The organism is Pseudomonas sp. 29 (genome assembly GCF_002754355.1).
In the GTDB taxonomy this organism is placed as follows: Bacteria; Pseudomonadota; Gammaproteobacteria; order Pseudomonadales; family Pseudomonadaceae; genus Aquipseudomonas; species Aquipseudomonas neuropathica.
The window spans coordinates 4542228-4566643 of record NZ_PEEY01000001.1; the positions used below are offsets into that span (position 1 = coordinate 4542228).

General features: G+C 58.8%; 27 protein-coding genes. 10 read left to right on the forward strand and 17 right to left on the reverse strand.

Annotated features, from left to right (window positions below; genetic code table 11):
• Positions 1-11: 11 nt before the first annotated feature.
• The 4 genes from CLU80_RS21065 to CLU80_RS21080 form a co-directional block, all read right to left on the reverse strand.
• Positions 12-1844, reverse strand: a complete 1833-nt coding sequence (locus CLU80_RS21065) for an ABC transporter ATP-binding protein (protein WP_093438109.1) — start codon at positions 1842-1844, stop codon at positions 12-14.
• A 90-nt stretch (positions 1845-1934) separates the two neighbouring features.
• Positions 1935-2492: a peptidylprolyl isomerase gene (locus CLU80_RS21070; RefSeq protein ID WP_034153204.1), complete on the reverse strand. Its 558-nt coding sequence runs from the start codon at positions 2490-2492 to the stop codon at positions 1935-1937.
• A 3-nt stretch (positions 2493-2495) separates the two neighbouring features.
• Positions 2496-3299 (reverse strand): alpha/beta fold hydrolase, encoded by an 804-nt coding sequence (locus tag CLU80_RS21075; RefSeq protein WP_099758290.1) that lies wholly within the window; start codon positions 3297-3299, stop codon positions 2496-2498.
• Between the two features lie 14 nt (positions 3300-3313).
• Positions 3314-4237, reverse strand: coding sequence for a PA3225 family LysR-type transcriptional regulator (locus CLU80_RS21080; RefSeq protein ID WP_007914443.1), 924 nt, complete (start codon positions 4235-4237; stop codon positions 3314-3316).
• Between the two features lie 49 nt (positions 4238-4286).
• Between CLU80_RS21080 and CLU80_RS21085 the strand changes: the two genes are divergently transcribed.
• The 3 genes from CLU80_RS21085 (at position 4287) to CLU80_RS21100 (ending at position 6643) form a co-directional block, all read left to right on the forward strand.
• Positions 4287-4601: a hypothetical protein gene (locus tag CLU80_RS21085; protein WP_016985956.1), complete on the forward strand. Its 315-nt coding sequence runs from the start codon at positions 4287-4289 to the stop codon at positions 4599-4601.
• Between the two features lie 230 nt (positions 4602-4831).
• Positions 4832-5431: an FMN-dependent NADH-azoreductase gene (locus tag CLU80_RS21095; RefSeq protein WP_099758291.1), complete on the forward strand. Its 600-nt coding sequence runs from the start codon at positions 4832-4834 to the stop codon at positions 5429-5431.
• Between the two features lie 345 nt (positions 5432-5776).
• Positions 5777-6643, forward strand: coding sequence for a carboxylate/amino acid/amine transporter (locus CLU80_RS21100; protein ID WP_099758292.1), 867 nt, complete (start codon positions 5777-5779; stop codon positions 6641-6643).
• Positions 6644-6749: 106 nt separating this feature from the next.
• Here the strand turns inward: CLU80_RS21100 and CLU80_RS21105 are convergent, their stop codons facing one another.
• Positions 6750-8048: a mechanosensitive ion channel family protein gene (locus CLU80_RS21105; RefSeq protein ID WP_093438086.1), complete on the reverse strand. Its 1299-nt coding sequence runs from the start codon at positions 8046-8048 to the stop codon at positions 6750-6752.
• Between the two features lie 191 nt (positions 8049-8239).
• Between CLU80_RS21105 and CLU80_RS21110 the strand changes: the two genes are divergently transcribed.
• Positions 8240-9580 carry a DEAD/DEAH box helicase gene (locus CLU80_RS21110; protein WP_038358505.1) on the forward strand — a complete coding sequence of 447 codons (1341 nt, stop codon included), beginning with the start codon at positions 8240-8242 and terminating at the stop codon, positions 9578-9580.
• A gap of 54 nt (positions 9581-9634) precedes the next feature.
• On the opposite strand, the gene CLU80_RS21115 is transcribed toward CLU80_RS21110, so the two are convergent.
• The 4 genes from CLU80_RS21115 to CLU80_RS21130 all read right to left on the reverse strand — a co-directional run bounded on the left by CLU80_RS21115 (position 9635) and on the right by CLU80_RS21130 (position 12210).
• A complete protein-coding gene (locus CLU80_RS21115) occupies positions 9635-10234 on the reverse strand; it encodes a hypothetical protein (protein WP_093438082.1) in 600 nt (199 codons plus the stop codon).
• 12 nt (positions 10235-10246) lie between these two features.
• The gene (locus CLU80_RS21120) at positions 10247-10831 is read right to left on the reverse strand and encodes a C39 family peptidase (RefSeq protein WP_093438078.1); all 585 of its coding nucleotides are present in this window, start codon (positions 10829-10831) and stop codon (positions 10247-10249) included.
• A 262-nt stretch (positions 10832-11093) separates the two neighbouring features.
• The gene (locus CLU80_RS21125; protein ID WP_093438074.1) at positions 11094-11369 is read right to left on the reverse strand and encodes a hypothetical protein; all 276 of its coding nucleotides are present in this window, start codon (positions 11367-11369) and stop codon (positions 11094-11096) included.
• Between the two features lie 106 nt (positions 11370-11475).
• Positions 11476-12210, reverse strand: a complete 735-nt coding sequence (locus CLU80_RS21130; RefSeq protein WP_099758294.1) for a DUF899 domain-containing protein — start codon at positions 12208-12210, stop codon at positions 11476-11478.
• A gap of 172 nt (positions 12211-12382) precedes the next feature.
• Here CLU80_RS21130 and CLU80_RS21135 point away from each other — a divergent pair, with 172 nt between their 5' ends.
• Positions 12383-12775, forward strand: a complete 393-nt coding sequence (locus tag CLU80_RS21135; protein ID WP_093438066.1) for a transcriptional regulator — start codon at positions 12383-12385, stop codon at positions 12773-12775.
• Between the two features lie 122 nt (positions 12776-12897).
• On the opposite strand, the gene CLU80_RS21145 is transcribed toward CLU80_RS21135, so the two are convergent.
• The 3 genes from CLU80_RS21145 to CLU80_RS21155 all read right to left on the reverse strand — a co-directional run bounded on the left by CLU80_RS21145 (position 12898) and on the right by CLU80_RS21155 (position 14956).
• Complete coding sequence (locus CLU80_RS21145; RefSeq protein ID WP_099758295.1) at positions 12898-13767, reverse strand: DUF6279 family lipoprotein; 870 nt, start codon at positions 13765-13767, stop codon at positions 12898-12900.
• 78 nt (positions 13768-13845) lie between these two features.
• The gene (locus CLU80_RS21150) at positions 13846-14562 is read right to left on the reverse strand and encodes a TorF family putative porin (RefSeq protein WP_093438058.1); all 717 of its coding nucleotides are present in this window, start codon (positions 14560-14562) and stop codon (positions 13846-13848) included.
• 205 nt (positions 14563-14767) lie between these two features.
• Positions 14768-14956, reverse strand: coding sequence for a PFL_1563 family small protein (locus tag CLU80_RS21155; protein WP_170844885.1), 189 nt, complete (start codon positions 14954-14956; stop codon positions 14768-14770).
• Between the two features lie 340 nt (positions 14957-15296).
• Between CLU80_RS21155 and CLU80_RS21160 the strand changes: the two genes are divergently transcribed.
• The 3 genes from CLU80_RS21160 to CLU80_RS21170 all read left to right on the forward strand — a co-directional run bounded on the left by CLU80_RS21160 (position 15297) and on the right by CLU80_RS21170 (position 17742).
• A complete protein-coding gene (locus tag CLU80_RS21160) occupies positions 15297-16133 on the forward strand; it encodes a CvfB family protein (RefSeq protein WP_095049293.1) in 837 nt (278 codons plus the stop codon).
• Positions 16134-16179: 46 nt separating this feature from the next.
• The gene (locus CLU80_RS21165; protein ID WP_099758296.1) at positions 16180-16584 is read left to right on the forward strand and encodes a DUF2177 family protein; all 405 of its coding nucleotides are present in this window, start codon (positions 16180-16182) and stop codon (positions 16582-16584) included.
• Between the two features lie 225 nt (positions 16585-16809).
• The gene (locus tag CLU80_RS21170; protein WP_099758297.1) at positions 16810-17742 is read left to right on the forward strand and encodes a DMT family transporter; all 933 of its coding nucleotides are present in this window, start codon (positions 16810-16812) and stop codon (positions 17740-17742) included.
• On the opposite strand, the gene CLU80_RS21175 is transcribed toward CLU80_RS21170, so the two are convergent.
• The gene (locus CLU80_RS21175; RefSeq protein WP_099758298.1) at positions 17687-18868 is read right to left on the reverse strand and encodes an MFS transporter; all 1182 of its coding nucleotides are present in this window, start codon (positions 18866-18868) and stop codon (positions 17687-17689) included. The two genes, CLU80_RS21170 and CLU80_RS21175, sit on opposite strands and share 56 nt — an antisense overlap.
• Before the next feature lie 104 nt (positions 18869-18972).
• On the opposite strand from CLU80_RS21175, the gene ptrR reads away from it, so the two are divergent.
• Together ptrR and CLU80_RS30305 are read left to right on the forward strand one after the other, a co-directional pair.
• Positions 18973-19866, forward strand: a complete 894-nt coding sequence (gene ptrR / locus CLU80_RS21180; RefSeq protein ID WP_099758300.1) for a putrescine utilization regulator PtrR — start codon at positions 18973-18975, stop codon at positions 19864-19866.
• Positions 19867-20008: 142 nt separating this feature from the next.
• Complete coding sequence (locus CLU80_RS30305; RefSeq protein ID WP_007914492.1) at positions 20009-20137, forward strand: PA1414 family protein; 129 nt, start codon at positions 20009-20011, stop codon at positions 20135-20137.
• A gap of 104 nt (positions 20138-20241) precedes the next feature.
• Here the strand turns inward: CLU80_RS30305 and CLU80_RS21185 are convergent, their stop codons facing one another.
• From CLU80_RS21185 to CLU80_RS21200, 4 genes are all read right to left on the reverse strand, one after another.
• Positions 20242-20490, reverse strand: a complete 249-nt coding sequence (locus CLU80_RS21185) for a phosphopantetheine-containing protein (protein WP_034153223.1) — start codon at positions 20488-20490, stop codon at positions 20242-20244.
• 43 nt (positions 20491-20533) lie between these two features.
• A complete protein-coding gene (locus CLU80_RS21190; protein ID WP_099758301.1) occupies positions 20534-21259 on the reverse strand; it encodes an MBL fold metallo-hydrolase in 726 nt (241 codons plus the stop codon).
• Positions 21260-21345: 86 nt separating this feature from the next.
• Positions 21346-22725, reverse strand: a complete 1380-nt coding sequence (locus CLU80_RS21195) for a sodium:solute symporter family protein (RefSeq protein WP_093438031.1) — start codon at positions 22723-22725, stop codon at positions 21346-21348.
• A 170-nt stretch (positions 22726-22895) separates the two neighbouring features.
• A complete protein-coding gene (locus tag CLU80_RS21200) occupies positions 22896-24398 on the reverse strand; it encodes a purine-cytosine permease family protein (protein ID WP_099758302.1) in 1503 nt (500 codons plus the stop codon).
• Positions 24399-24416: the final 18 nt, after the last annotated feature.

A 24416-nucleotide genomic window follows, 5' to 3' on the forward strand; every position in this document is an offset into this window, starting at 1 on the left:
AGTCCAGTGCATCAATCTATGCCGACAAACCCTCCGGTCTGGTGCGCCCAAAGTCGTGCATACAGACCGCGATGGGCCAACAGCTCGGCATGGGTGCCGCTCTCGGCAATCTTGCCGTTCTCCAGCACCACCAGCCGATCCATACGGGCAATGGTCGAGAGTCGGTGCGCAATCGCGATGACAGTTTTGCCCTGCATCAGGGTTTCCAGGCTTTCCTGAATCGCTGCCTCGACTTCCGAATCCAGTGCCGAGGTCGCTTCGTCCATGATCAGGATCGGAGCGTCCTTGAGCAACACTCGCGCAATCGCGATGCGCTGGCGTTGGCCGCCGGACAGTTTCACCCCGCGCTCACCGACGTGCGCGTCAAACCCGGTGCGCCCTTCGGCGTCCGACAGCAGCGGAATGAACTCATCGGCGCGCGCTTTGTGCACCGCGTCCCATAACTCGGCATCGGTCGCATCCGGTTTGCCGTACAGCAAGTTGTCGCGGATCGAACGGTGTAGCAGCGAGGTGTCCTGGGTGATCATGCCGATCCGTGCACGCAGGCTTTCCTGACCGACTTCGGCGATGTTCTGGCCATCAATCAGAATCCGCCCACCCTCGACGTCGTACAGGCGCAGCAATAGATTGACCAGCGTCGATTTGCCGGCGCCGGATGGCCCGATCAAACCGATTTTCTCACCCGGTTTGATGTTCAGATTGAGATCGCCGATGATCCCGCGCTTCTTGCCGTAGTGAAAATCCACGTGCTCGAAACGCACTTCGCCACGGGCCACTTCCAGCGGTTTGGCTTGCTCGTGATCGGTGACGCTGACCGGTTGCGAAATGGTCTGTAAGCCGTCCTGGACCATGCCGATGTTTTCGAAAATGCCGGTGACCACCCACATGATCCAGCCGGACATGTTGACGATGCGAATCACCAGACCGGTTGCCAGGGCAATCGCCCCGACAGTGATCAGCGATTGCGTCCACAGCCACAAGGCCAGGCCTGTGGTGCCGACGATCAACAGGCCGTTCATGGTGGTAATGGCGATGTCCATGCTGGTCACAACGCGGCCCGCCAGTTGGGCTTTTTCGGTTTGTTCTTCGATTGCTTCGCGGGCGTATTGCTGCTCGTAATTGGTATGGGCGAACAACTTCAGGGTGGCGATATTGGTGTAACCATCGACGATCCGCCCCATCAGTTTGGAGCGTGCATCGGAGGACACCACCGAGCGCTCCTTGACCCGCGGCACGAAGTAACAGAGCGCGCCAATGTAAGCGGCGATCCACGTCAGCAACGGAATCATCAGGCGCCAGTCCGCCTCGGCGAACAGCACCAGCGAGCTGATCGCGTAGATCAGCACATGCCACAACGCATCCACTGCTTGCACCGCAGAGTCACGTAGCGAGTTGCCCGTCTGCATGATGCGTTGGGCGATACGACCAGCGAAGTCATTCTGGAAAAAGTTAAGGCTCTGCTTGAGCACGTAGCTGTGGTTCTGCCAGCGGATCATGCTGGTCATGCTCGGGCTCAGGGTCTGGTGCACCAGCAGGTCGTGCAGGCCGACAAAGACCGGGCGCAAGATCAGCGCGACCACGGCCATCCAGGCCAATTCCAGGCCATGCTCCTGAAAGAAATTCGGATTCGGTGCACCTTGGGCGAGGTCAATGATGCGACTGAGGTAGCTGAACAACGCCACTTCGATCAAGGCGCCGAACAGTCCGACGGTGAGCAGGGCGGCAAAACTCGGCCAGACCTGCTTCAGGTAATAGGTGTAGAAGGGCAGCACGCGATCCGGCGGGGATGCCGTGGGGGCGTCGCGGAACACGTCGATCAGTTGTTCGAAACGGCGATAGAGCATCAGATAACCGCCCGGGGAACGGGCTCTCCTTTTATCGGTGTGAGCGGCGCGCGGGATCAGGCCAGCGCCGCTCGATACGCCCTGTACAGCTTAGTCGATGACTTTGGCCGACTTGATGAAGACAGGGTCGGAAGGCACATTTTGCATGCCTTGTTTGGTGGTGGTCGGCGAGTTGACGATGATGTCAACGACGTCCATACCTTTGACCACTTTGCCGAATACTGCGTAGCCATCGCCCTGGTCGAGGAAGTCGTTGTCCTTGACGTTGATGAAGAACTGGCTGGTCGCCGAATCAGGTACGGAAGTGCGAGCCATGGACAAGGTGCCACGAACGTTCGCCAAACCGTTTTTGTGTTCGTTCTTGATCGGAGCCTTGGTTTCTTTCTGCTGCATCTGTTGAGTGAAACCGCCGCCCTGGACCATAAAGCCCGGGATCACACGGTGGAAAATCGTGTTGTTGTAGAAGCCGCTGTTGACGTAATCGAGAAAGTTCTTGGTGCTGATCGGTGCCTTGACCGGATCCAGTTCGATTTCGATCTGGCCGTTGGTGGTGTCCAGCAGCACGTGCGGTGCCTTGGCTGGCGTGGCAGCCATCAGGTTGGCGGCAAACAGCACAGTACCAGCGGCGAGGGCGAGTTTTTTCAACATGGGTCAGTGATCCTGAGATTGAATATCGGCTGCGGCAAGGAACTCCAGCAGCGTTTGATTGAAACGTTCGGGTTGATCGAGCGGGGTGGCGTGGCGCGAATCGGCGATCACCACCAGCCGCGCATTCGGCAGCAGTTTTACATAGGTTTCTTTCAGTGCCACCGGTGTGTAGTCACGGTCGGCGCTGATGACGAGCGTTGGACAGGACACTCGGGAAAGTCGTTCCTGAACGCCCCAGCCAACAATCGCATCGAAGCTGGCGAGATAAGCACGTTTGTCGTTTTTTGCCCAGCGTTCGACCATTTTCTGTCGCAGATCCGCCTGTTCCGGTTTCGGAAAAAGTTTACCGCCGAGGGCTTTGCCGATGGTCGCGAGGCTGAGTACGCGCATCAGGCTCCAGCGTTTGAACCACTGCCAGTAGTCGTCGCGGCTGCGGATTTTGACCTCGGGCGCACTGTTGACGATGGTCAGGCTCTTGAGCATTTGCGGATGATCGACGCCGAACTGGAAGCCGATCATGCCGCCCATCGACAGCCCGACGTAATGCACCGGGCCGAGGTTCAAGTGCTCGATCAACGCCAGCAGGTCGTTGCTGAAACCGGCGATGCTGTAGCGCTCGCGCGGTTTGTCCGAACGCCCGTGGCCCCGAACATCCGGGACGATCACCCGATAGTGCGCGGCCAGCGCCGGGATCTGCATTTCCCAATCCAGCGTGCTCGAACCGAGCCCGTGAACTAGCAGCAACGGCGTACCGTGGCCATATTCCTCGTAGTGCAGGTTGCAACCTTCGTGCTCGAAATACGCCATCGGTGAACTCCGTGTCAGGCTTGTTCAGGGGCGGCGAACGGGGCGTCCAGCGGCAAAGTGTCGAAGGTGCGCAGCAGTTCGATGAGGATTTGCGTGGCCGGGCCCAAGGGTTTGTCCTTGTTCGAATACAGATAGAAGCTGGAGTTGCGGTTGCCGCCCCTGTCCAACGGTAGCAGCTTGAGCGAGCCATCCTTCAGCTCTCGTTCAATCATGTGGCGAGGCAGCCAGGCAAAACCGAGGCCGCTGCTGACGAACGTCGCCGCTGTGGCGAGGCTGCCAACGGTCCAGCGCTGTTCGGCGCCGAGCCAGCCGACATCCCGTGGTTGCTGGCGGCCGGAGTCGCGGATCACCACTTGCATCTGGGTTTCCAGATCCTGAAAGCTCAGTTCACGGTTGAGCCGGTGCAGCGGGTGATCGGGGTGGGCGACGGCGACAAACTCTACGTCGCTCAATTCCGCGCCGAGGTAGCCGGGAATGCTCAGGCCAGTAATGGCCAGATCGGCCACGCCTTCGAGCAGCACCTCCTCGACACCCGACAATACTTCCTCACGCAGACGCACGCGGCAGCCACGACTCTGCGGCATGAACGCGGTCAGCGCGCGGACGATGCGTGCGCTTGGATAGGCTGCATCGACCACCAGCCGCACTTCGGCTTCCCAACCTTGCTCCATGTGATGGGCGAGGTCTTCCAGTTGACTGGCCTGTTTCACCAGTTGCCGCGAGCGGCGCAGCAACACACCGCCGGCTTCGGTGAGCACGGCTTTGCGCCCGTCGATGCGCAGCAACGGCACGCCGAGCTGGTCCTGCATGCGGGCGACGGTGTAACTCACCGACGATTGCGAACGGTGCAAGGCCTCGGCGGCCTGGGCGAATCCGCCGTGGTCGACCACGGCCTGCAATGTTCGCCATTGATCAAGGGTCACGCGGGGCGCTTTCATCAATAGCTCCTCTTGTCCTAAGCTGGCCGTCCCTCATGGAGACTGCCGAATGAAAAAATTCTGTTGTGTGCTGCTGGCGCTGCTGCCGCTGACTGCTTTTGCTTACCCGATCGATGTGCAGAAGGATCTCAACGGCATGAAGATCGATTACGAGACCTTCGATACCGATAACGACATCGGCTCGATTCGGGTGGCCAACTACGGTGATGTCGACGCAGTGTGCAAGGCCGTCTTCACCAATGGACCCGAGGCGCCGCGCACCCGCAACATCGAAGTGGCAGCCGGCAAACATAAAAACGCCACGGCCAAGTTCACCCGCGAGATCATCAAGCTGCGCATCAAACTGACCTGCACCCCGAAATAACGGTCGATCCCTTGTAGGAGTGAGCCTGCTCGCGATAGCGGTGTGTCAGATACATCTGTGTTAACTGACACACCGCTATCGCGAGCAGGCTCACTCCTACAAGGTGTGTGTCAGCATCTAAACGAATTATTCGATGCTTTGCAGCAATTATTTGCGCTTTTTCATCGATTCGACTCTGTTTAACCTTCACTCCATCGACCTACAACATTCTCGGATGGAGGCTACACACCATGTCCCGCGTTCTGATCATCGAAAGCAGCGCCCGCCAGCAAGACTCGGTTTCCCGTCAACTGACCCAGACTTTCATCAGTCAGTGGAAAGCAGCGCATCCCAACGATCAGATCACTGTGCGTGACCTCGCCGTGAACCCGGTGCCACACCTGGACAGCAATCTGTTGGGTGGCTGGATGAAGCCTGCCGATCAGCGCAACGCCAACGAGCAATCGTCGCTGGATCGTTCCAACGAATTGACCGATGAGTTGCTCGCCGCCGACGTACTGGTGATGGCCGCGCCGATGTACAACTTCGCCATCCCGAGCACCCTCAAGGCCTGGCTCGACCACGTGCTGCGTGCCGGCGTGACCTTCAAGTACACCGAAACCGGCCCCCAAGGCCTGCTCAGCGGCAAACGTGCCTACGTGCTCACCGCTCGCGGCGGCATCTACGCCGGCGGCCCGGCCGACCATCAGGAACCGTACCTGCGTCAGGTCATGGGCTTCATCGGCATCAACGACGTGACGTTCATTCACGCCGAGGGCATGAACCTCGGTGGCGACTTTCAGGAGAAGGGCCTGAATCAGGCCAATGCCAAGCTGTCCCAGGTCGCTTGATAGGTTAATCCCCAGATAATCGCCGATTGTTTAAGTGACCTGGCGCAACCCCTTCAAGGCTCTACGCGCATCGAACCTCCCTTTGCACTTGTTGCTCCTGAGTGCTGTAGCCCGATTGAACGCATTAGCGAGATCGGGCTTTTTTTTGTCTGCGATTCGTTGAATGTCATCAGATCCTTGTGGGAGCGAGCTTGCTCGCGAAAGCGATATTTCATTCAGCAACGATGTTTACTGACACGGCCTCTTCGCGAGCAAGCTCGCTCCCACAGGAGTCGGCGTTGTCCGTGGGTTCGCGGTCTGGCGCAAAAACCGCTATCGTCGCCGCCATTCAAATTAGGGGCGAGCATGGGCTATCTACTTTTTGTCACGCTGATCCAGGCGTTTTCCTTCAGTCTGATCGGCGAATACCTGGCCGGTCACGTCGACAGTTATTTCGCGGTGCTGGTGCGCGTGGTGCTGGCGGGGCTGGTGTTCATTCCGTTGACCCGCTGGCGCTCGGTCGAACCTTCGGTTATGCGCGGCATGCTGATGATCGGCGCCTTGCAGTTTGGCGTAACTTACGTCTGCCTCTACCTGAGCTTCCGCGTGCTGACGGTGCCGGAAGTGTTGCTGTTCACCATCCTCACGCCGCTGCACGTGACGTTGATCGAAGACGCCCTGAACCGGCGCTTCAATCCGTGGGCGCTGATTGCCGCGCTGGTCGCGGTGGGCGGGGCGGCGGTGATTCGTTTCGACAGCATCAGCCCGGACTTCTTCATGGGCTTCCTGCTGCTGCAACTGGCCAACTTCACCTACGCCGCAGGTCAGGTGATGTACAAGCATCTGGTGGCGAAACACCCGAGCGATCTACCGCATTACCGGCGTTTCGGCTTCTTCTACCTCGGCGCGCTGGCGGTGGTGCTGCCGGCATTCCTGATGTTCGGCAAAGCCAACTTCCTCCCGGAAGCGCCGCTGCAATGGGGCGTGTTGCTGTTCCTCGGCCTGGTCTCGACCGCGCTGGGCATGTACTGGTGGAACAAGGGTGCGTGCATGGTCAACGGCGGCACGCTGGCGGTGATGAACAATCTGCATGTGCCGGTGGGGTTGCTGCTGAATTTGCTGATCTGGAATCAGCATGAGGAACTTGGAAGATTGTTCCTCGGTGGCAGCGTCATCCTTGCCGCCGTATGGATCAGCCGACTGGGCATCCGAAAAAAAACGGTCGCTGCATAACCCCTGTGGGAGCGAGCCTGCTCGCGAAGGCGCTGGGTCAGATAAGTATGGGTCGACTGACACATTGCATTCGCGAGCAGGCTCGCTCCCACATTTGATCTTTGGGTTACATGAGGTGTTTCTGTGGTTCGGGAATGCTCGCCGCGCCAAGTACCGCCGGCAGCAACCCGGAACGCAAATCCCCACCACTCGGCTGCTGATACAGACTCAGCCCGAACTCCGGCAACACCGCCAGCAGATAATCGAAAATATCCCCCTGAATCCGCTCGTAATCGGCCCACACCGTGGTGCGGGTGAAGCAGTAGATCTCCAGCGGAATGCCCTGCGCCGTGGTCTGCATCTGCCGGACCATGCAGGTCATGTTCGGCTGAATCTCCGGATGACTCTTCAGATACGCCAGCGCATAGGCGCGGAACGTGCCGATGTTGGTCATGCGCCGGCGGTTGGCCGACATCGCCGCGACATTGCCCTGCGCCTCGTTCCATGCCTTGAGCTCGGCTTTTTTGCGGCTCATGTAGTCGGTGAGCAGGTGCACCTGGGAGAGCTTTTCCTCTTCGTCATCGCGGATGAAACGCACACCGCTGGCGTCGATGAACAGGCTGCGCTTGATCCGCCGCCCGCCGGACTGCTGCATGCCGCGCCAGTTCTTGAACGACTCGGACATCAGCCGCCAGGTCGGGATCGAAACGATGGTCTTGTCGAAGTTCTGCACCTTGACCGTGTGCAGGGTGATGTCGACCACATCGCCGTCGGCGCCGACTTGTGGCATCTCGATCCAGTCACCCACGCGCAACATGTCGTTGCTGGTCAACTGCACACTGGCGACAAACGACAGCAGGGTGTCCTTGTAGACCAACAGAATCACCGCCGACATTGCACCCAGACCGGAGAGCAGCAACAGCGGCGAACGGTCGATCAACGTGGCGACGATGATGATCGCGCCGAATACGTACAGGACCATTTTCGCCAGTTGCACGTAGCCTTTGATCGAGCGCGTACGCGCATGTTCGGTACGCGCATAGATGTCGAGCAGGGCATTGAGCAGAGCGCTGACCGAGAGCAGCAGGAACAGAATGGTGAACGACAACGCGACGTTGCCGAGAAAGGTCATCGCGGTTTTGTTCAGTTCCGGCACCAGATGCAGGCCGAACTGGATGACCAGCGATGGCGTCATCTGCGCCACACGCTGAAACACCTTGTTATGGCGAAAGTCATTGATCCAGTGCAACGCCGGCTGGCGTCCGAGCATGCGGCTGGCGTGCAGGATCAGGTAACGCGCCACTCGTCCGAGCACCAGTGCGATGACCAATAGCACGGTCAGTGCGAGGCCAGCCTGCAAGAACGGATGCTGTTCGAGGGTGCCCCAGAGGTCTTGGGCGTTGTGCCAGAGCTGTTTGAAATCCATATGAGCAACGATTCTTCTGTAAGACGCGATGGGCGATTAGAGCATTTAAGACGCCGTGTATTACCGTTGAAGACAAATCGAGCAACAAAAAAGCCACTGATTACGTCCGTTTGTATAAAGAAACTCGGCCTGAGCGCTCGAAACCGGTAACCTATGCAGCTGTTTTTTTGCATATCTTCGAGGTAGCACCCGTGTTTTCCCAATTCGCCCTGCACGAACGCCTGCTTAAAGCTGTGGCCGAGCTGAAATTTGTCGAGCCAACGCCTGTGCAAGCCGCGGCCATCCCGCTGGCGCTCCAAGGGCGTGATCTGCGGGTGACGGCGCAAACCGGTAGCGGCAAAACCGCCGCTTTCGTACTGCCGATTCTCAATCGCCTGATCGGCCCGGCCAAGGTCCGCGTCAGCATCAAGACGCTGATCCTGCTGCCGACCCGCGAGCTGGCCCAGCAGACGCTGAAGGAAGTTGAGCGCTTTTCGCAGTTCACTTTCATCAAGTCCGGCCTGATCACCGGCGGTGAAGACTTCAAGGTCCAGGCCGCGATGCTGCGCAAAGTGCCGGACATCCTCATCGGCACCCCGGGCCGGATGATCGAGCAACTCAACGCCGGCAACCTCGACCTCAAAGAAGTCGAAGTGCTGGTGCTCGACGAAGCTGACCGCATGCTCGACATGGGCTTCGCCGAAGACGTACAGCGTCTGGTTGACGAATGCCCGAACCGTCAGCAGACCATGCTGTTCTCGGCCACCACCGGTGGTTCCGGCCTGCGCGAGATGATCGGCAAGGTACTGAACAACCCTGAGCACTTGCAGCTCAACGCGGTCAGCCAGCTGAACTCGACCACCCGTCAGCAGATCATCACCGCCGACCACAATCAGCACAAAGAGCAGATTGTGAACTGGCTGCTGGCCAACGAGACCTACCAGAAGGCCATCGTCTTCACCAACACCCGCGCCATGGCCGACCGCATCTACGGCCGCCTCGTGGCTCAGGAATACAAAGCGTTCGTGTTGCACGGCGAGAAAGACCAGAAGGATCGCAAACTGGCGATCGACCGTCTGAAGCAGGGCGGCGTGAAGATTCTGGTCGCCACCGACGTCGCGGCCCGTGGTCTGGACGTTGATGGCCTGGATCTGGTGATCAACTTCGACATGCCACGCAGCGGCGACGAATACGTGCACCGCATCGGCCGTACCGGTCGTGCCGGCAACGACGGTCTGGCGATCTCGCTGATCTGCCACGGCGACTGGAACCTGATGTCGAGCATCGAGCGCTACCTGAAGCAGAGCTTCGAGCGCCGCACCATCAAGGAAGTCAAAGGCACCTACGGCGGACCGAAAAAGGTCAAGGCCTCGGGCAAAGCCGTTGGTGTGAAGAAGAAAAAGACCGACGCCAAGGGTGACAAGAAGAAAACTGCCGCCAAGACGCCGACCAAGCGCAAGAGCGTCAATCGTCCGAAGCCTGACTCGTTGGTGAGCAGCGACGGCATGGCACCGCTCAAGCGTCGCAAGCCAGCAGAGCCTGCGGCTGAGTAAGGCGTTTCTAGCGAGCATAAAAAACCCGGACAGTGTCCGGGTTTTTTTCGTCCATCAGTTGCCGAGCTGACCACTGGTGTCGGCATCAAAGCGCCGTTTGGCTTGATCGGCCGCCGGCTTCAATGCTGCGAGCAAGGCTGCCTCGCTGTACAACCGCGTGACCGCCAGCTCCTTCGGCGTCGGCTCGATCGGGATCAGCACGTCCTCACCGTCGGCGTGCAGCCAGATTGCGACAACGTGCAGTGCCGAGACAAACAGCACGCGCAGCTCAACGGTTTTACCCTGCAATTGCGGCGCTTGTTCCGCCAGTTTCAGCGCAGCCACCGTAGCGGCGGCGTGATCGCCGTGGTTCAACGAGGCGAATTCGACATGCCCGCGCACCTCGGCCAGTTGCGCATCGGCAATCGTCACGCCGTCGGCAAACACCAGGTAATGCCAGTCGCCGATTCGTGCGTCTTTCAGACCTTTGCCGTGGCTCAGGTCTTCCAGATTCAGTGAGTAGCCGCGATAGGCCTCACTGAGGCTGATCTTCGCAGGTGCTGCATTGGCGAACTGGCGATTGGCGCCAAAGCCTTGGGTTTGCAGTGCCGCTTGCAGCGCCGGGCGCAAGGTCTGTACGCCGTTGGAAGGCGCCTTTGGATAAGTCAGTTGCATGATCTCGCCCTCCTAGTTTTTCACGGTGAAGTAAGTGTGGGTCCAGTTGCCGCCGCCGTTGTAGGCGCGGGGGAACGCGTTCAGCGCGCGGGTCGAATAGCCGTAGATCGAGTCTGCAACCAATACGTAATCGCCGTTGGTGCCGTAGATCGTCAGGAAGTGCGCACCGCCGCCGTACCAGGCGCAGCGCAGTCCGACCGGGCGGCCCATGCTGATCTGGTTACGGATGGCCGACATCTGCAGCGAGCCCTGATTCATGCCGTTGTAGCTGCGAGTGGTTTGCAGAGCGGAATCCAGATAGCCGTAGACGTTGCACGGCCCCGGCTGATTGCAGCAATTGCGGTCCAGTTGGGTGCTGGCCACGCCGCACTGCGTCCAGTTGCCGGTGCCGTAATAGTTGCCGACCGAAGCGGACACGGCGGCCCAGCACCAGTTGGTCTGGGTCTGTTTCTGCATATTGAAGTTAAGGCTGCCAGCGGCGCGGGCGCTGAGCTGTTCAGCGGCTTCGACTTCGGCGAGTTGCGGGTCGAGCAGGTGACCGGCCAGGCACCTTGGCAGTGATTCGCCGGTGAATTGTGTTGCTGCTGTTGTTAACATTTTTCAATCCTCCATGAGTGAAAACAAGCGTCCAGCTTGTGTGGGTGTTGCGGTGTTGCCGAGCGATCGGTGTTCACGGGTTGCCATGTCATATGGCGGGTTCCGATCTCGTTGCTCGATGTAACCGTAGATGTGGATATGCGTTAATGCAAATAAATAGATGCATTAATGCATTTCCATAAGCAAAAGATCGCAGCCTTCGGCCGTTCCTACAGGGATCGATGTAGGAGCTGCCGCAGGCTGCGATCTTTTGATCTGGCTTTTAGCTTTCCGCTTTTTTCTCCGCCGTGCCCAACTCTTTCAACCGCTGATCAATCAACTGACATTTATCCGGCAGATCGGCACTGGCCGTGCCCAGATCCATCTTCTGCAACTCGGCGTTGATCTCCTTGGCCTTGGCCGGATTCTGTTCGGTGAGCTTGGCGACTTCCTTGGCCAGTTGTTCGCGCTTTTCGGTGGCTTCCTCCGGCGTGCAGGCCCAGACGGGCAGGGCGCAGGCCAAGGTGGCGGCGAGGGTGAGCTTGATCAGGGTTTTCATGGGCAGGCCTCAGTTCCGGTTAAGGCGGGTTAACCGGTTGAGCGGCGAAACTGGCGAAAAGTTCAGACTCTATGGGCGCGAGCAAGCTCGCTCCCACAAAAGGCTTTCAGTTACCGTGGCAGCAACTGGATTTTGTCGCTAGCTCATAGCGATCGTGATGCCGCACCCACTCCATGATCTCGTCTTCATTCCTGCCCTTGGGCGTGAGGTCGAGGTAGTTATAGGCGCCGACCAGCATGTCGAGACCGCGAGCGTAGGTCGAGTAGGTGTGGAAAATCTCCCCGGCCTCATCGCGATAAAACACACTCAACCCCGGCATTTCCTCCTCAGCACTGTCAGTCTTTTCGTAGTTGTACGTAGCCTTTCCCGCCGCGACATCCTCAGCCCGGGCACAAACGCCGAAGTCATAATTGAAGTCGCAACCCTCTGACGACACCCAGTCAAACTTCCAGCCCATCCGTTGTTTAAACGCCTGGAATTCGTTGAAGGGCGCATGGGACACAGCGACCACGGCGATGTCGTGATGGGCCAGATGCTGGTTAGCGCCATCAATGTGGTCACTGAGGAACGAGCAACCCTGACAACCTTCCTCCCAGTCCTTGGCAAACATGAAGTGGTAAACCACTAATTGGCTGTTTTTGCCAAACAGGTCAGCCAATTTCAACTCGCCGTTCGGACGCTGGAAGTGGTAGTCCTTGTCGACCTTCACCCATGGTAAGGCTCGACGCTCGGCGCTGAGGCGATCGCGTTCCTTGGTGAAAGCTTTCTCATGGGCCAGATGCTGCTTACGGGCGGCGAGCCATTCTTCGCGCGATACCACCGGATGATTCTCAACGTTCATGATGATTTCTCCTGCGGGGTTGAAGCCTGTTTCAGACTAGTCGTTTAACCCTGCGCAGGATCGACAGACCGCCGGTCGGTCGCTGCGGGAAATGCGGCTGAACGGCTGCGAGCCACTCCGGTCACAACCTATGAACGCGCCATAAATCACGCGCACCGGAGGTTGTATCAGGATGACGAAATATAATTGGGATTTGATTGAACGCTTGCTGCATGAAGTGCAGAACAGTGCCGGCCACAGTTTTGCCCCTCGAGCCTACGCCGAAGACTATGCGGCGGCGAAAGCCAGCGCCGGCGAGCCGATCGAGAATCTGGATCATCTGAAAACGCTGGCCTGCGATTATGAACGGTTGCTGCTGTTGCGCGGCTACATCGCACCGCGTCCGGATGAGGAGGGCAGCACGGGAAACAATTTTGTTCTGACGCCTCGCGGTTCCAGCCTGCTGAGCCTGATCGACAGCAGCATTCCTGGCAACGATCACCCGCGTCAGGTGCTGGATGAGCAAGAGGATGCGCTGGCCGAGGCGACCTTTGAGGAAGTGGCGTCTAAAGCCCAGATCGCCTGAGCTTACGCAGATCCCCTGTAGGAGTGAGCCTGCTCGCGATAGCGGTCTTCCAGTGACATCAATGTTGACTGGAACACCGCTATCGCGAGCAGGCTCACTCCTACAATTGGATGTAGGTGTCTTCAGGTTTTTTGCGCGGCCTTGAGGCATTTGAGCTCGTTGAAGTCTTTGCGCACTCCTTCGATTTTCTTTAACAACCGCTGACGCTGTTGCGGCGTACTTTCGGCCATCAAGTCCACCGCCAGAGAGCGTCCCTGCGCTTCAGTTTCGGCGAAGGCCTTGCGGTAATCGGCTGTCCATAAACTCTCGCGATTGACCAGAAGCGTCTCGATTCTCTGTGGGAATTCGGGACTTTTGCGTTGTGCGACAGCTGCACTGAATTGCTTCTGCCAATGGGCGCGATTGGCGATCCATTGGGTGTACTGATCGCCCAGCGCGGTCGACCACGCCATTACCCGCTGTTCTTGAGTGGCGCTCAATGGCCCCAGCCAGTCGTTCAGACGTTTAACCATTCGCGCGCCACGCTCGGCAATTTGTTGATCAAGCGGCGGCTTGAGGTATTCCTGCTGACGCTTGCGCAGATCCTTGGCAAACGCATCATTCATCTCGGCCACTTGCTTGTCATCCAGCCCTTGCAGCAACTCGATCGCCGACGGGGTGATCTCTCGAGCGGTTTCGGCAATGGCCTGCTTGGCTTCCGCAGTGCGCGCCTGTAACGCGGCATCGGTGACCTGATTGGATTCGACCATGGTCTGCAGGCGATCAAGCCAGTCCAGATAGCCCGGCAATTGCGTGGTGCAATGCCAGCTCAGGTGGTCCTTGAGGCGTTCGTTGAACCAGTCTTTCTGCTCGCCGTTCATGTCCAGATAGTCGCTGAGCGTCCATGGAATGATCACGTCGAGGTTGCGATAGGCCAGGCCGACACGGCTGCAAGCGCCGAGGGCGAGGGTGAAGATCAGTAGCGCGGCGATGTGTTTGAACCAGCGAGACATGGGCGAATCCTTGCGTGAGCCTGGCTTCGAGGAACTGATTCCTATGTGAACGCAGAATGAACCCGGCAGTTCAGCCGATCAATAGAACGCGCGCGCAGCCTTGAGGGTGACGAGGCCGTCGCACTCGCTGTTGTGCCCGGAGTAGGCCGAACAATCGCTGCCGCTGAGACTGGAGTCGCTGTAGATCAGATCGAGGTCGACGCCCATGAACGGTCGCGACAATTTCACCGACCAATCGGTAAAACTGCCGACATAACCACCGTCCACGGCCACTGGCGTGTTCAGTTGGTGGGTGGTGTATTTCATGCTGACGCCGATGCCGAATGGCTGGTTGCCGCCAAGATCGGCAAACAACGTGTTGTTCTGTTTATCCGGGTCATTGCTGAAGGCCACGCCGAAACGACTGCCGAGCAAGGTCAGGCCACCGAACAGCTCCTGGCTGTCGAGAGTGTCTACCTTGGGATAGCTGTAGTGGATCATGCCGACTTCATAGCCGAGGGTCTGATCGAAAGGTTGTTTAAAACCGACGTAGGAGTCGATTTCGAGGTTCTTGCCCGGGGAGATGCCCATGCTCGGTGCGTACTGGCCGACATAGAGGCCGCTGTCGTGGCTCAGGTCGAGGCCGCCATGGAACGAACCGACGGCTGCCGGTTTGACCAGGCCTTGAGCCATGCTGCGCGTGGGCGTGGTACCGAGTTTGAGATCGAAGTCGCCGAGTTCACGCTGGAAAATCTGCGCGTGCGCGGTCGAGCCGACTATCAGGCTTACGAGCAATAAACAGGAAGATTTGCGCATGCGTCACTCCATGAACAGCGAGCGCAGGAAGGCGGGCCTGCTGAAACGCTTGATCTAGACGCGTGCAAGGATACCGGCGAATGATCGGCATTGAAGGCCGTTCGTCGATTCACAAGGAATTTTGTTTAAAAAGGAGGGAGGTTACGCGGTGCCAGTCCAGGCGCTTCAAAGCTCAAAGCGCCTCTGGACGGGTGTAAAACCGGTGTTACTTCTTGCCCAGGCTGATCTGCTTGGACGGGCCGAATGTCTGGCCACTGACGCCTTTGGCAATTTGCTGAATCTCGCCACCAGACTTGAGAAACGCTGCGATCTGATCGTTGATCGATTCGCTGGTTTCAACGGCTGGAGCTGGCTTTGCTTTGCTGGAGGATGCTTTTACACGCATGGCGGCCATTAACCTGTAGAAAAGTAACTCGGCCAGGCATCGTACAGGAATAACTTGACAATTGCTTGGTAAATATCCCCCGGAATAACCAACCGCATTGCTGCATTATTCTCGATCCAATATTCGAAATATCCGGCTAACCTGCTGTTTTAAATAACAACATTTATGTGCGCGTGCATTGAAATATTCAGTCATGAGCGTTCGTGCCTGTCTGACGAGCGGCACCTCGGCCCGGCTGCGCCCGAGGAAAATCAAGGTGTTGAACCGGTTTCACAAGCGTGCCGATCTGTCACCCGACGGCCACGATAAAAACGGGTAGAATGCCGCCCACGCAATGAGGGTTCTGGAAATGGCTTTAGTCGGGCGTTACAACAGTTTGCAAGTGGTTAAACACACTAACTTCGGTTTATATCTGGATGGCGGTGCCGATGGCGAGATTCTTTTGCCTAATCGTTATATCCCAAAAGATATTCCGACCGAAGATGAAGATTGGCTCAACGTTTTTGTTTATCTGGACAGCGAAGACAAACTTCTCGCCACCACGGAAAAACCGAAAGTGCAGGTCGGCGAATTTGCCAGTCTGAAAGTCGTTGAAGTCAACAGCATCGGTGTGTTCCTCGATTGGGGGCTGCCGAAGGATCTGTTGCTGCCGTATTCCGAAGAGAAGCGCCAGATGACCGCCGGCGAATACTGCGTGGTGCATGTCTACCTCGACAAGCACACCCGCCGTATCACCGCCACTGCGCGACTGGATCGCTACCTCGACAAGACTCCGGCCAATTACAGTCAGGGTCAGGAAGTTGATCTGCTGGTTGCCGAAGCCACCGACATGGGCTTCAAGGCGATCATCAACAACAAGCACTGGGGTTTGATTCACAAGAACGAAATCTTCAAGTTCATGCGCGCCGGCATGAGCGAGAAGGGTTACATCAAGGAAGTGCGTGCCGACGGCAAGATCGCCCTGAGCCTGCAACCGGTTGGCCAGGAAGCTGCGAGCAGCCTGAACTCGAAGATCCTCGCCAAGTTGCGTGACAACAGCGGCACGTTGCCGGTCAGCGACAAGAGCGATCCAGCGTTGATCAGCAGCCTGTTCGGCGTCAGCAAGGGCAACTTCAAGAAGGCCATCGGTGCGCTGTACAAGGAAGGCAAGATCGTTATTCATGCTGATCGCATTGAACTAACCTGAGCCTTGGGTGGCCCATCTTGCATGGGACACACACGAGATCGGGTCGATGAAAAAAACGCTGATTGCCTACGTCGCCACACTGGTGATGTTTTTATTGCTCGACGGTATCTGGCTCGGCCTGTTGATGGCGCCGACCTATCGCGAACTGCTCGGCCCGCTGATGCTCGAAAAACCGCTGCTGATTCCTGCAGCGGTTTTTTATTGCCTGTATGTTTTTGGCTGCGTGGTGTTTGTGGTGCTGCCTGCGGCGACCTGGCAGTGGGCGGCGAAGCGGGGCGCGTTGTTGGGGCTGGTGGCTTATGGCACCTATGACCTGACCAATTGGGCGACGTTGCGTGGCTGGTCGGTGCAGGTGACGCTGATGGATTGGGCGTGGGGGACGTTTGCTACTGCTGTGGCTTGTAGCGTCGGGTTTTTGTTGGCTAAACGGTTTGGCATATCTGATCGGTAGTCTGGGTTGGCAATGCCGGCCTCTTCGCGAGCAGGCTCGCTCCCACAGGCGAACGCATTCCAAAGTGGGAGCGACGGCGTAGCCGACAGCCATTCACCACTGGCGCCAATGAAGCACAAAATGTCTTTTCCAGACGGCTTTTTGCGCTCGAGTCATTGATAATCCTCGACACTGTTTTCTGACCATTGGATGGCCTGCCATGTTGTGTGTATTCGAGGTGTTGCGGTGAGTGTCGAGCGGCGCAATGCCGACAGTTTTGCCCTGCAAGTGATGATCGGCCTCTGCCTGATCTGGGGCGTGCAACAGGTGATGATCAAGTGGGCCGCAGCGGACATCGCACCGGTGATGCAAGCGGCGGGGCGCTCGGGAATTTCCGCGTTGCTGGTCGGTTTGCTGATCTGCTGGAAAGGCGGCTGGGATCAGGTCGGTACGACCTGGCGCGGTGGCTTACTGGCCGGTGCGCTGTTTGGTCTGGAGTTTTTTTTCATCGCCGAAGGCTTGCAACTGACCACTGCTGCGCACATGTCGGTGTTCCTCTACACCGCACCGATTTTCACCGCGTTGGGTGTGCACTTTCTGCTGGCCAGTGAGCGACTGCGGCCGCTGCAATGGCTTGGCATCCTGCTCGCCTTCATCGGCATCGCGATTGCCTTTGCCGGCGGTGTGTCGTGGGACAACCTCGACCGGCGCATGCTGCTCGGCGATGCCTTTGGCGTATTGGCTGGTGCCTGTTGGGGCGCGACCACGGTGGTAGTGCGCGCTTCGCGTCTGTCGGAAGCACCGGTGACGCTGACCCTGTTCTATCAATTGATCGTCGGCTTCATCGGGCTGCTCTTGATTGCGCTGTTCAGCGGCCAGATCACCCACGTCAGCCTGACCACCGTGGCGGTGGCCAGCGTGTTGTTCCAGGGCCTGGTGGTGTCGTTCTTCAGTTACCTGATCTGGTTCTGGCTGCTGCGCCGTTATCTGGCAGCCAACCTCGCGGTGTTTTCGTTCATGACGCCGCTGTTCGGCGTGACCTTTGGCGTGTTGCTGCTCGGCGAACAGTTGACTGTGAACTTCGTCGTTGGCGCTGTACTGGTGTTGCTCGGCATCACTTTTGTCAGCGCCGAGCAGTGGCTGCGTCGGCGTTTGCGCAAAGCGCTGGGCCAGCGCTAGTCGATTGCATCGCCAGACCGCCGGCAATCAACAATCCGCTGCCGGCGATGACCAGTGCTGGCTGCAAACCACCGCTGAAATGGCTGCTCAACGCCGCCAGCAACGGGCCGCTGAGTTGGCCGACGGCGAAGCACGCGGTGAGCATGCCGGCATTGCGTTGGGTGGCATGCGGCGCCAGTTCCCGCGAGCGTTGCATGACCAGTTGCATGCAGGCGAGGAACGGTGTGCCACAGAGGATCACGCCCAGTGCGAGGCCCAGGCCACTGCCGAGCAGGCAGGCAAAGACACCGGCCGCTTGCAGCCACAACGTCGCCATCAACCAGTGGCGCGTCGTTTCGGGATCGTGACGCCGTAGACTCACCAGCAACACGCCAAGCGCCGCGGCCAGACCGAAGCACGGCCAGAACAAGTCCGCCTGCCATTGTCCGTGAAATTGCCCAGTGGCCATCTGCGACAGGAAGGTCGCGGGAATGATGTAGCCGACGCCGTACAGCGCATAAATCACGGCCAGCCGCCCGATGCCGCGATTCGATGGATTGCCTGCCGCCACAGCAACCGCAGCCGTTGCGACGGGCTTAGGCAGCAGTCGCCAGACGCCCAGCATCATCACCAACGCAGCCGCTGCGTAAATCAGCCACAACGTCGCGGAAGTCTGGTTGAGCAGATGTGAGACCAGTGCCAACAATCCTGTCAGAAAAATCCCTAAACCCGGTCCGGCGAATACCAGTGCGCCCAAACGTGGACGACCCGCTGCCGCAGCCAACGGTTGGCTTAAAGTCGTGATCATCACCAGCACCCAGGCACTCGCCACCCCGGTGCCGAAGCGCAGCACCAGGTGCGACCAAAAACCATCGGCCCAGAACGATGCCAGGGTCAGCAGCACACACAGCCACAAGCCACCGTGCAGGCGCCGCTGAACCTGTTGCGGGCGATGGGCGAACATCGCGTCCACCGCGCCGAGCAAGTAACCGAGGTAGTTGGCCGCTGCAATCAGACCAGCGGCTGTCAGGTCGATCTGACCTTCGCTGAGCAGGTGCGGCATTTGCGGGGTGAGAGCGAAACGTCCGATGCCCATGGCCATCATCAGGGCCACGAAGCAGGCAGATAAGCGAATAAGCGGCGACATGGTCGGGATTCCTTTGAAGGATCAATGACCGTCAGGCTAGGACTGATTGACTTTCTTTAAAATTGAATAATAGTGAGTAACTTGTTCTGTTCTGGAGAAAGGTTGTGGAATTCAGCCAACTACGGATCTTCCAGGCCGTGGCCGAGGAAGGTTCCATCACCCGCGCTGCGGAACGCCTGCACCGCGTGCCATCGAATCTATCGACCCGACTCAAGCAACTGGAGGAGCAGCTCGGTGTCGAGTTATTCGTCCGTGAGCGTCAGCGTTTGCAACTGTCGCCTGCAGGAAAAGTCCTGCTGGACTACACCGGTAAACTCTTCGCCCTGCGCGATCAGGCCACTGCGGCGGTGATGGGCGGCAAACCCGCCGGTGACTTCGCTCTGGGCACCATGTACAGCACGGCGGCGATTCATCTGCCGGCGCTGCTGGCGCAGTATCACAAGCGCTATCCAGCGGTGAATCTGCAAGTGCAGTCAGCACCGAGTGGCGAGTTGCTGGAGGGGTTGCTCACCGGGCGCCTTGATGCCGCGTTGGTCGATGGCCCGCTGGAACTCGCCGGGCTCGACGGCGTGCCGTTGTGCGAGGAGCGGTTGGTGTTGATCACTGAAATCGATCATCCGCCGGTGCGCAGCGCGCGGGATGTTGAAGGGCGTTCGGTGTTCACCTTTCGTCGCGGCTGTTCCTACCGCATGCGCCTGGAGGCGTGGTTTTCGCACTATCACGCGACTATGGGCCGGGCGATGGAGATCGAGTCGTATCAAGGCATGCTCGCCTGTGTAATTGCCGGCAGTGGCGTGGCGCTGATGTCGGAGTCGATGCTGGCCAGTCTGCCGGGGCGTGACAGCGTCGCGGTGCATCCATTGGCCGAGCCATTTGTGGGTGCGACAACGTGGCTCATGTGGCGCAAGGGCATGGTCGGCGCCAACCTCAATGCATGGATCGAGGTGCAACAGGCTGTCTATCCTGCGGCTCAGATTGAAACCCGAGAAACAGCCTGAACCAATGGCGGCATATTCTGTTCAATTCAGTAACAGATCATTGCGGATTTGGCCGAGCATTACGTAGGACTTCGGACTATTATCAGTGCGAAGCGGCCTCAGAATTCCGGCCGCTCAGCACCACCCTGAAGGGGGCATGACGATGAAAGAGAAAATTCAAAACTGGCTGCACGACTTGGGTGTTGCCCTTGGCTTGATCGAACCGCCTCTGCAACCTGTCCCGATCCGCACCGATGACGAGCAGCGCCGCCGTCAACAACGGCGCCGGTAACGCCCCCGATCCGAGATCAAGGATTCAAGATCAAGAGATCGCAGTCTTCGGCAGCTCCTGCATTAATCCGTGTAGGAGCTGCCGAAGGCTGCGATCTTTTGTTCTCAGTGCCGCCCGATCTCCAGCAAAAACCGGCTCAAGTCATTCGCGGTCTTCGCGGTCTTGAGCATGCGGTCTTCCTCGGCGGTAAACGCCGTCAGGCCGAATTCATCTTCCAGATGAAAGATCAAATCTTCTATATCGGCTTTCTCCAGGCCCAGTTGCACAAGGCTGGTGTTGTCGTTGAATTCGCGGGTTTCCAACAGACGCCGGATATATCGGTGCACGGCGGCACGCACGGCAGCTCTTCTCATGGCAGATATTTCTGATTGTTGTTGTGCTTGAGTGAAGCAGGCCTCAGACGTGGCCGCGCAACCACTCGTCAATCATCGAACGCAAATGCTCCCCGGAAAAACTGCCGAAATGTCCGCCATGCACCGTGCGAATCGACAACGCCTGCAAACGTCGCAGGCTGGCGGCGTAATCCTCAAGATTGGAGTGGTAGGCGTCTTCGATCAGCGGCCCGTCGTAAATGATGTCGCCGCTGAACAGCGTTTCAGTCGCCGCCTCATACAGGCTGATGCCGCCCGGCGAATGCCCCGGTGTATGCAGCACCTGCAGCGTGCGATTACCCAGATCGAGCACATCACCGTCCTCGACAAACCCGGTCGCCGGCGCGGCTTTGACCCGGTATTCGGCGTAGCACAACGGGCAATCCGGATGCGCTTCGAACATGTCGTCGCCAACGAAAGCGCGGCTCAAGTCGTTTTCGCCATCCGGCGCGGCCAGAATGTCCGCTTCGGCCGGATGCACCAGCCGTTCAGCAAATTCGTGATGCCCGGCGATATGGTCGAAATGGCAATGACTGGCCACTGCCACCAGTGGCCGCTCGGTAATCCACGGCAACTGTTCGCGCAGGCTGACCAGTCCTGAGCCGCTGTCCAGCAGCAGGTCTTTGTCACGGCCCTGCACATGCCAGAGGTTGCAGCGGTAGAACGGGCGGATATACGGCTCGTGAATCAACCGAATGCCATCGCTCAGGTGCTGCACTTCAAACCACTGATCACGAGAAACGATCTTCATCGGTACTTTTCTCCAAGCGTAAAAAAACGAGTGTGGCAACCGACGCCACACTCGTCGAAGAAAGCATCAAGTCGTTATGTTTCAGCTTAGATCGCGCGGGCCACCGAGACAGGACGGCGCGAGGCGAGGCTGACCACGACAAAACTCACCAGACCCACCGCCAGGCTGTAGTAGATCGGCGTATTGGCATCCAGACCGTCCTTGAACATGAACAGCAGTGCGGTGGCGAAACCCAGGCCCATGCTGGCGATGGCGCCGGCGGTGGTTGCGCGTTTCCAGAATATCGCACCGATCAGCGGAACCAGCATGCCGCCGACCAACAGGTTGTAGGCGAGGGTGAGGGCGCTGATCACGTCATTTACCACCAGCGCAATACCCAGCACCACGACACCGGTCAGCAGGGTGAACAGACGGTTGATGCCCAGGCTCGACTGTTTGCCGCCACGCAGTTTTGGCAGCAGGTCTTCAGTCAGCGTGGTGGCGGCGGCGAGCAGGCCAGCGCTGGCGGTGGACATCATTGCCGCCAGTGCTGCAGCGATCACCAGGCCACGGATGCCGTCCGGCAGCGACAGTTTGACGATGGCGGCAAAGGCGTTGTTGACGTTGTCCAGATCCGGGATCAGCACGTGTGCAGCCATGCCGATCAGCGCGCAGGCCAAGCCGTAGATGATGCAGTAGATGCCGGCGATGCTGCCGGCGTATTGCGCGACTTTGGCGGTCTTGACGGTAAACACCCGTTGCCAGATGTCCTGACCGATCAGGATGCCGAAGAAGTAGATCATGAAGTAGGTGATGATCGTGTCCCAGCCGATGGTGGTGAAGCTGAAGGCAGTCGCCGGCAGTTTCAGCACCAGTTCGTCCCAACCGCCGACGCGGTACAGGCAGATCGGCAACAGGATGAACATCAGGCCCACGGTCTTGATGATGAACTGGACGATGTCGGTCAGGGTCAGCGACCACATACCGCCGATCGCCGAGTAGATCACCACCACGCCACCGCCGAGCAATACCGACACCCAGAATGGCAGGCCGAACAGCACTTGCAGGACGGTGCCGATCGCCAGGATCGAGGTCACGCCGATCATCAGTGCGTAGGCCAGCATGATCGCCGCGCTCGCCGAGCGGGCCATCGGGTTGTAGCGTTTTTCCAGGACCTGGGTAACGGTGTAGATCTTCAGTTTCAGCAGCGGTTTGGCGAGGAACAGGTTCAGCGCAACGATGCCGCAACCCAGAGCCGCGCACAGCCAGAAACCGGAGATGCCGTGCACGTAGCCCAGGCGCACGGTGCCGACGGTCGACGCGCCACCCAGAACAGTCGCGGCCATGGTGCCCATGTACAGGCTCGGGCCGAGGTTACGACCGGCGACGAGAAAGTCCTCGTTGGTCTTGGCCTTGCGCATGCCGAAGTAGCCAAGCAAGAGCATGCCGGCGGCGTAGATGAGGACGACGAATAAATCCAAAGCCATGATGGCGTGTCTCCGATTGTCTTTTTTATGTGAGGCTGATTCGAATCTCCCTGTGGGAGCGAGCTTGCTCCGGGCGGCGATCCGACGAAGGCGGCGGCACATTCAAAAGTGATGTGACTGACAGATCGCTTTCGCGAGCAAGCTCGCTCCCACAGGGGGTAGGCGTTTACTCAGGCAGCTTGCGCTTTAGCCGACGACTCCCCGACTTGGCTGCGGGCATCCGTCGGGCCGAACACTTCGCGCGGTTCCGGGAACAGGCTCAGCAGCGTCAGGTACACCACCGAAGCCAGGCCCAGGGTCACCGGCAAACTGATGTCGATGCCGCCGGCCATTTCACCCAGCGGACCGACGAACTGCCCCGGCAAATTGACGAAGCACAAACCGACCGCCGCGCTCGGGATCCATGCGCCCAGACCGCGCCAGTTCCAGCCGTGGCTGAACCAGTAGCGACCGCCCTGTTCGCCGCGCGTGAACACTTGCAGGTCATCCGGGCAGTAGAAGCCGCGACGCACCAAGAGGCCGATGATCATGATCACCATCCATGGCGTGGTGCAGGTGATGATCAGCACGGCGAAAGTCGACACGCTCTGCACCAGGTTCGCCGCAAACCGGCCGATGAAGATGAAGGCAATCGACAGCACGCCGATCAGCAGTGTCGCTTTCACTCGCGACAGCACCCGCGGGAACACGCTGGACATGTCCAGCCCGGTGCCATACAGCGAAGTGGTGCCGGTGGACATGCCGCCGATCACCGCAATCAGGCACACCGGCAGGAAGAACCAGCTCGGCGACACCGCCAGCAAACCGCCCACATAGTTGTTCGCCGCGATGTAGTCCGGCGCCTTGATCGCGACGATGGTCGCGGTGGCCAGGCCGAACAGGAACGGGATGAACGTGGCGATCTGCGACAGCACGACCGCTGCCATGATCCGTTGTTTCGATGTGTCACGCGGGATGTAGCGCGACCAGTCGCCGAGGAACGCGCCGAAGGAAATCGGGTTGCTCATGGCTACCAGCGCGGCGCCGATGAACGCGGCCCAGAAGCCTGGCTGACCGAGGCTTACCGTACCGGCGTAGTTCACATCGAAAGGACCGGCGAAGGCGAAGATGCCCAGCAGGAACAACAGGCTGGCGCTCCACACTGCGATCTTGTTCACCCACAGCAAAAAGCGGAAGCCGTAGATGCACACGGTCAGCACCAGAATCGCGAACAGACCGTAGGCCAGACCCAGAGTCAGGTCGGTTTCCGGCAGACCGATCAGGCGTTTTGCGCCGCCGATCAGCGCATCCCCCGAACTCCACACCGAGAGCGAGAAAAACGCGATAGCGGTCAACAGCGACAGGAACGAACCGACGATGCGCCCATGCACGCCGAAATGCGCACCCGACGACACGGCATTGTTGGTGCCGTTGAGCGGGCCGAACAGGCCCATCGGTGCGAGGATCAGCGAGCCAAGCAGCACGCCCGACACAATCGCCCAGACGCCGGCCTGAAATGACAGACCGAACAGCACCGGGAAACTGCCGAGCACGGCGGTGGCAAAGGTATTCGAACCACCGAAGATCATCCGGAACAAGTCCGTCGGGCCTGCGCTGCGTTCGTGGTCCGGGATCTGTTCGACCCCGTGGGTTTCAATCTGCGTAAGGCTTTGGTCGTTGTTGTTGTTATTCATGATCTGCTCCGATCATAA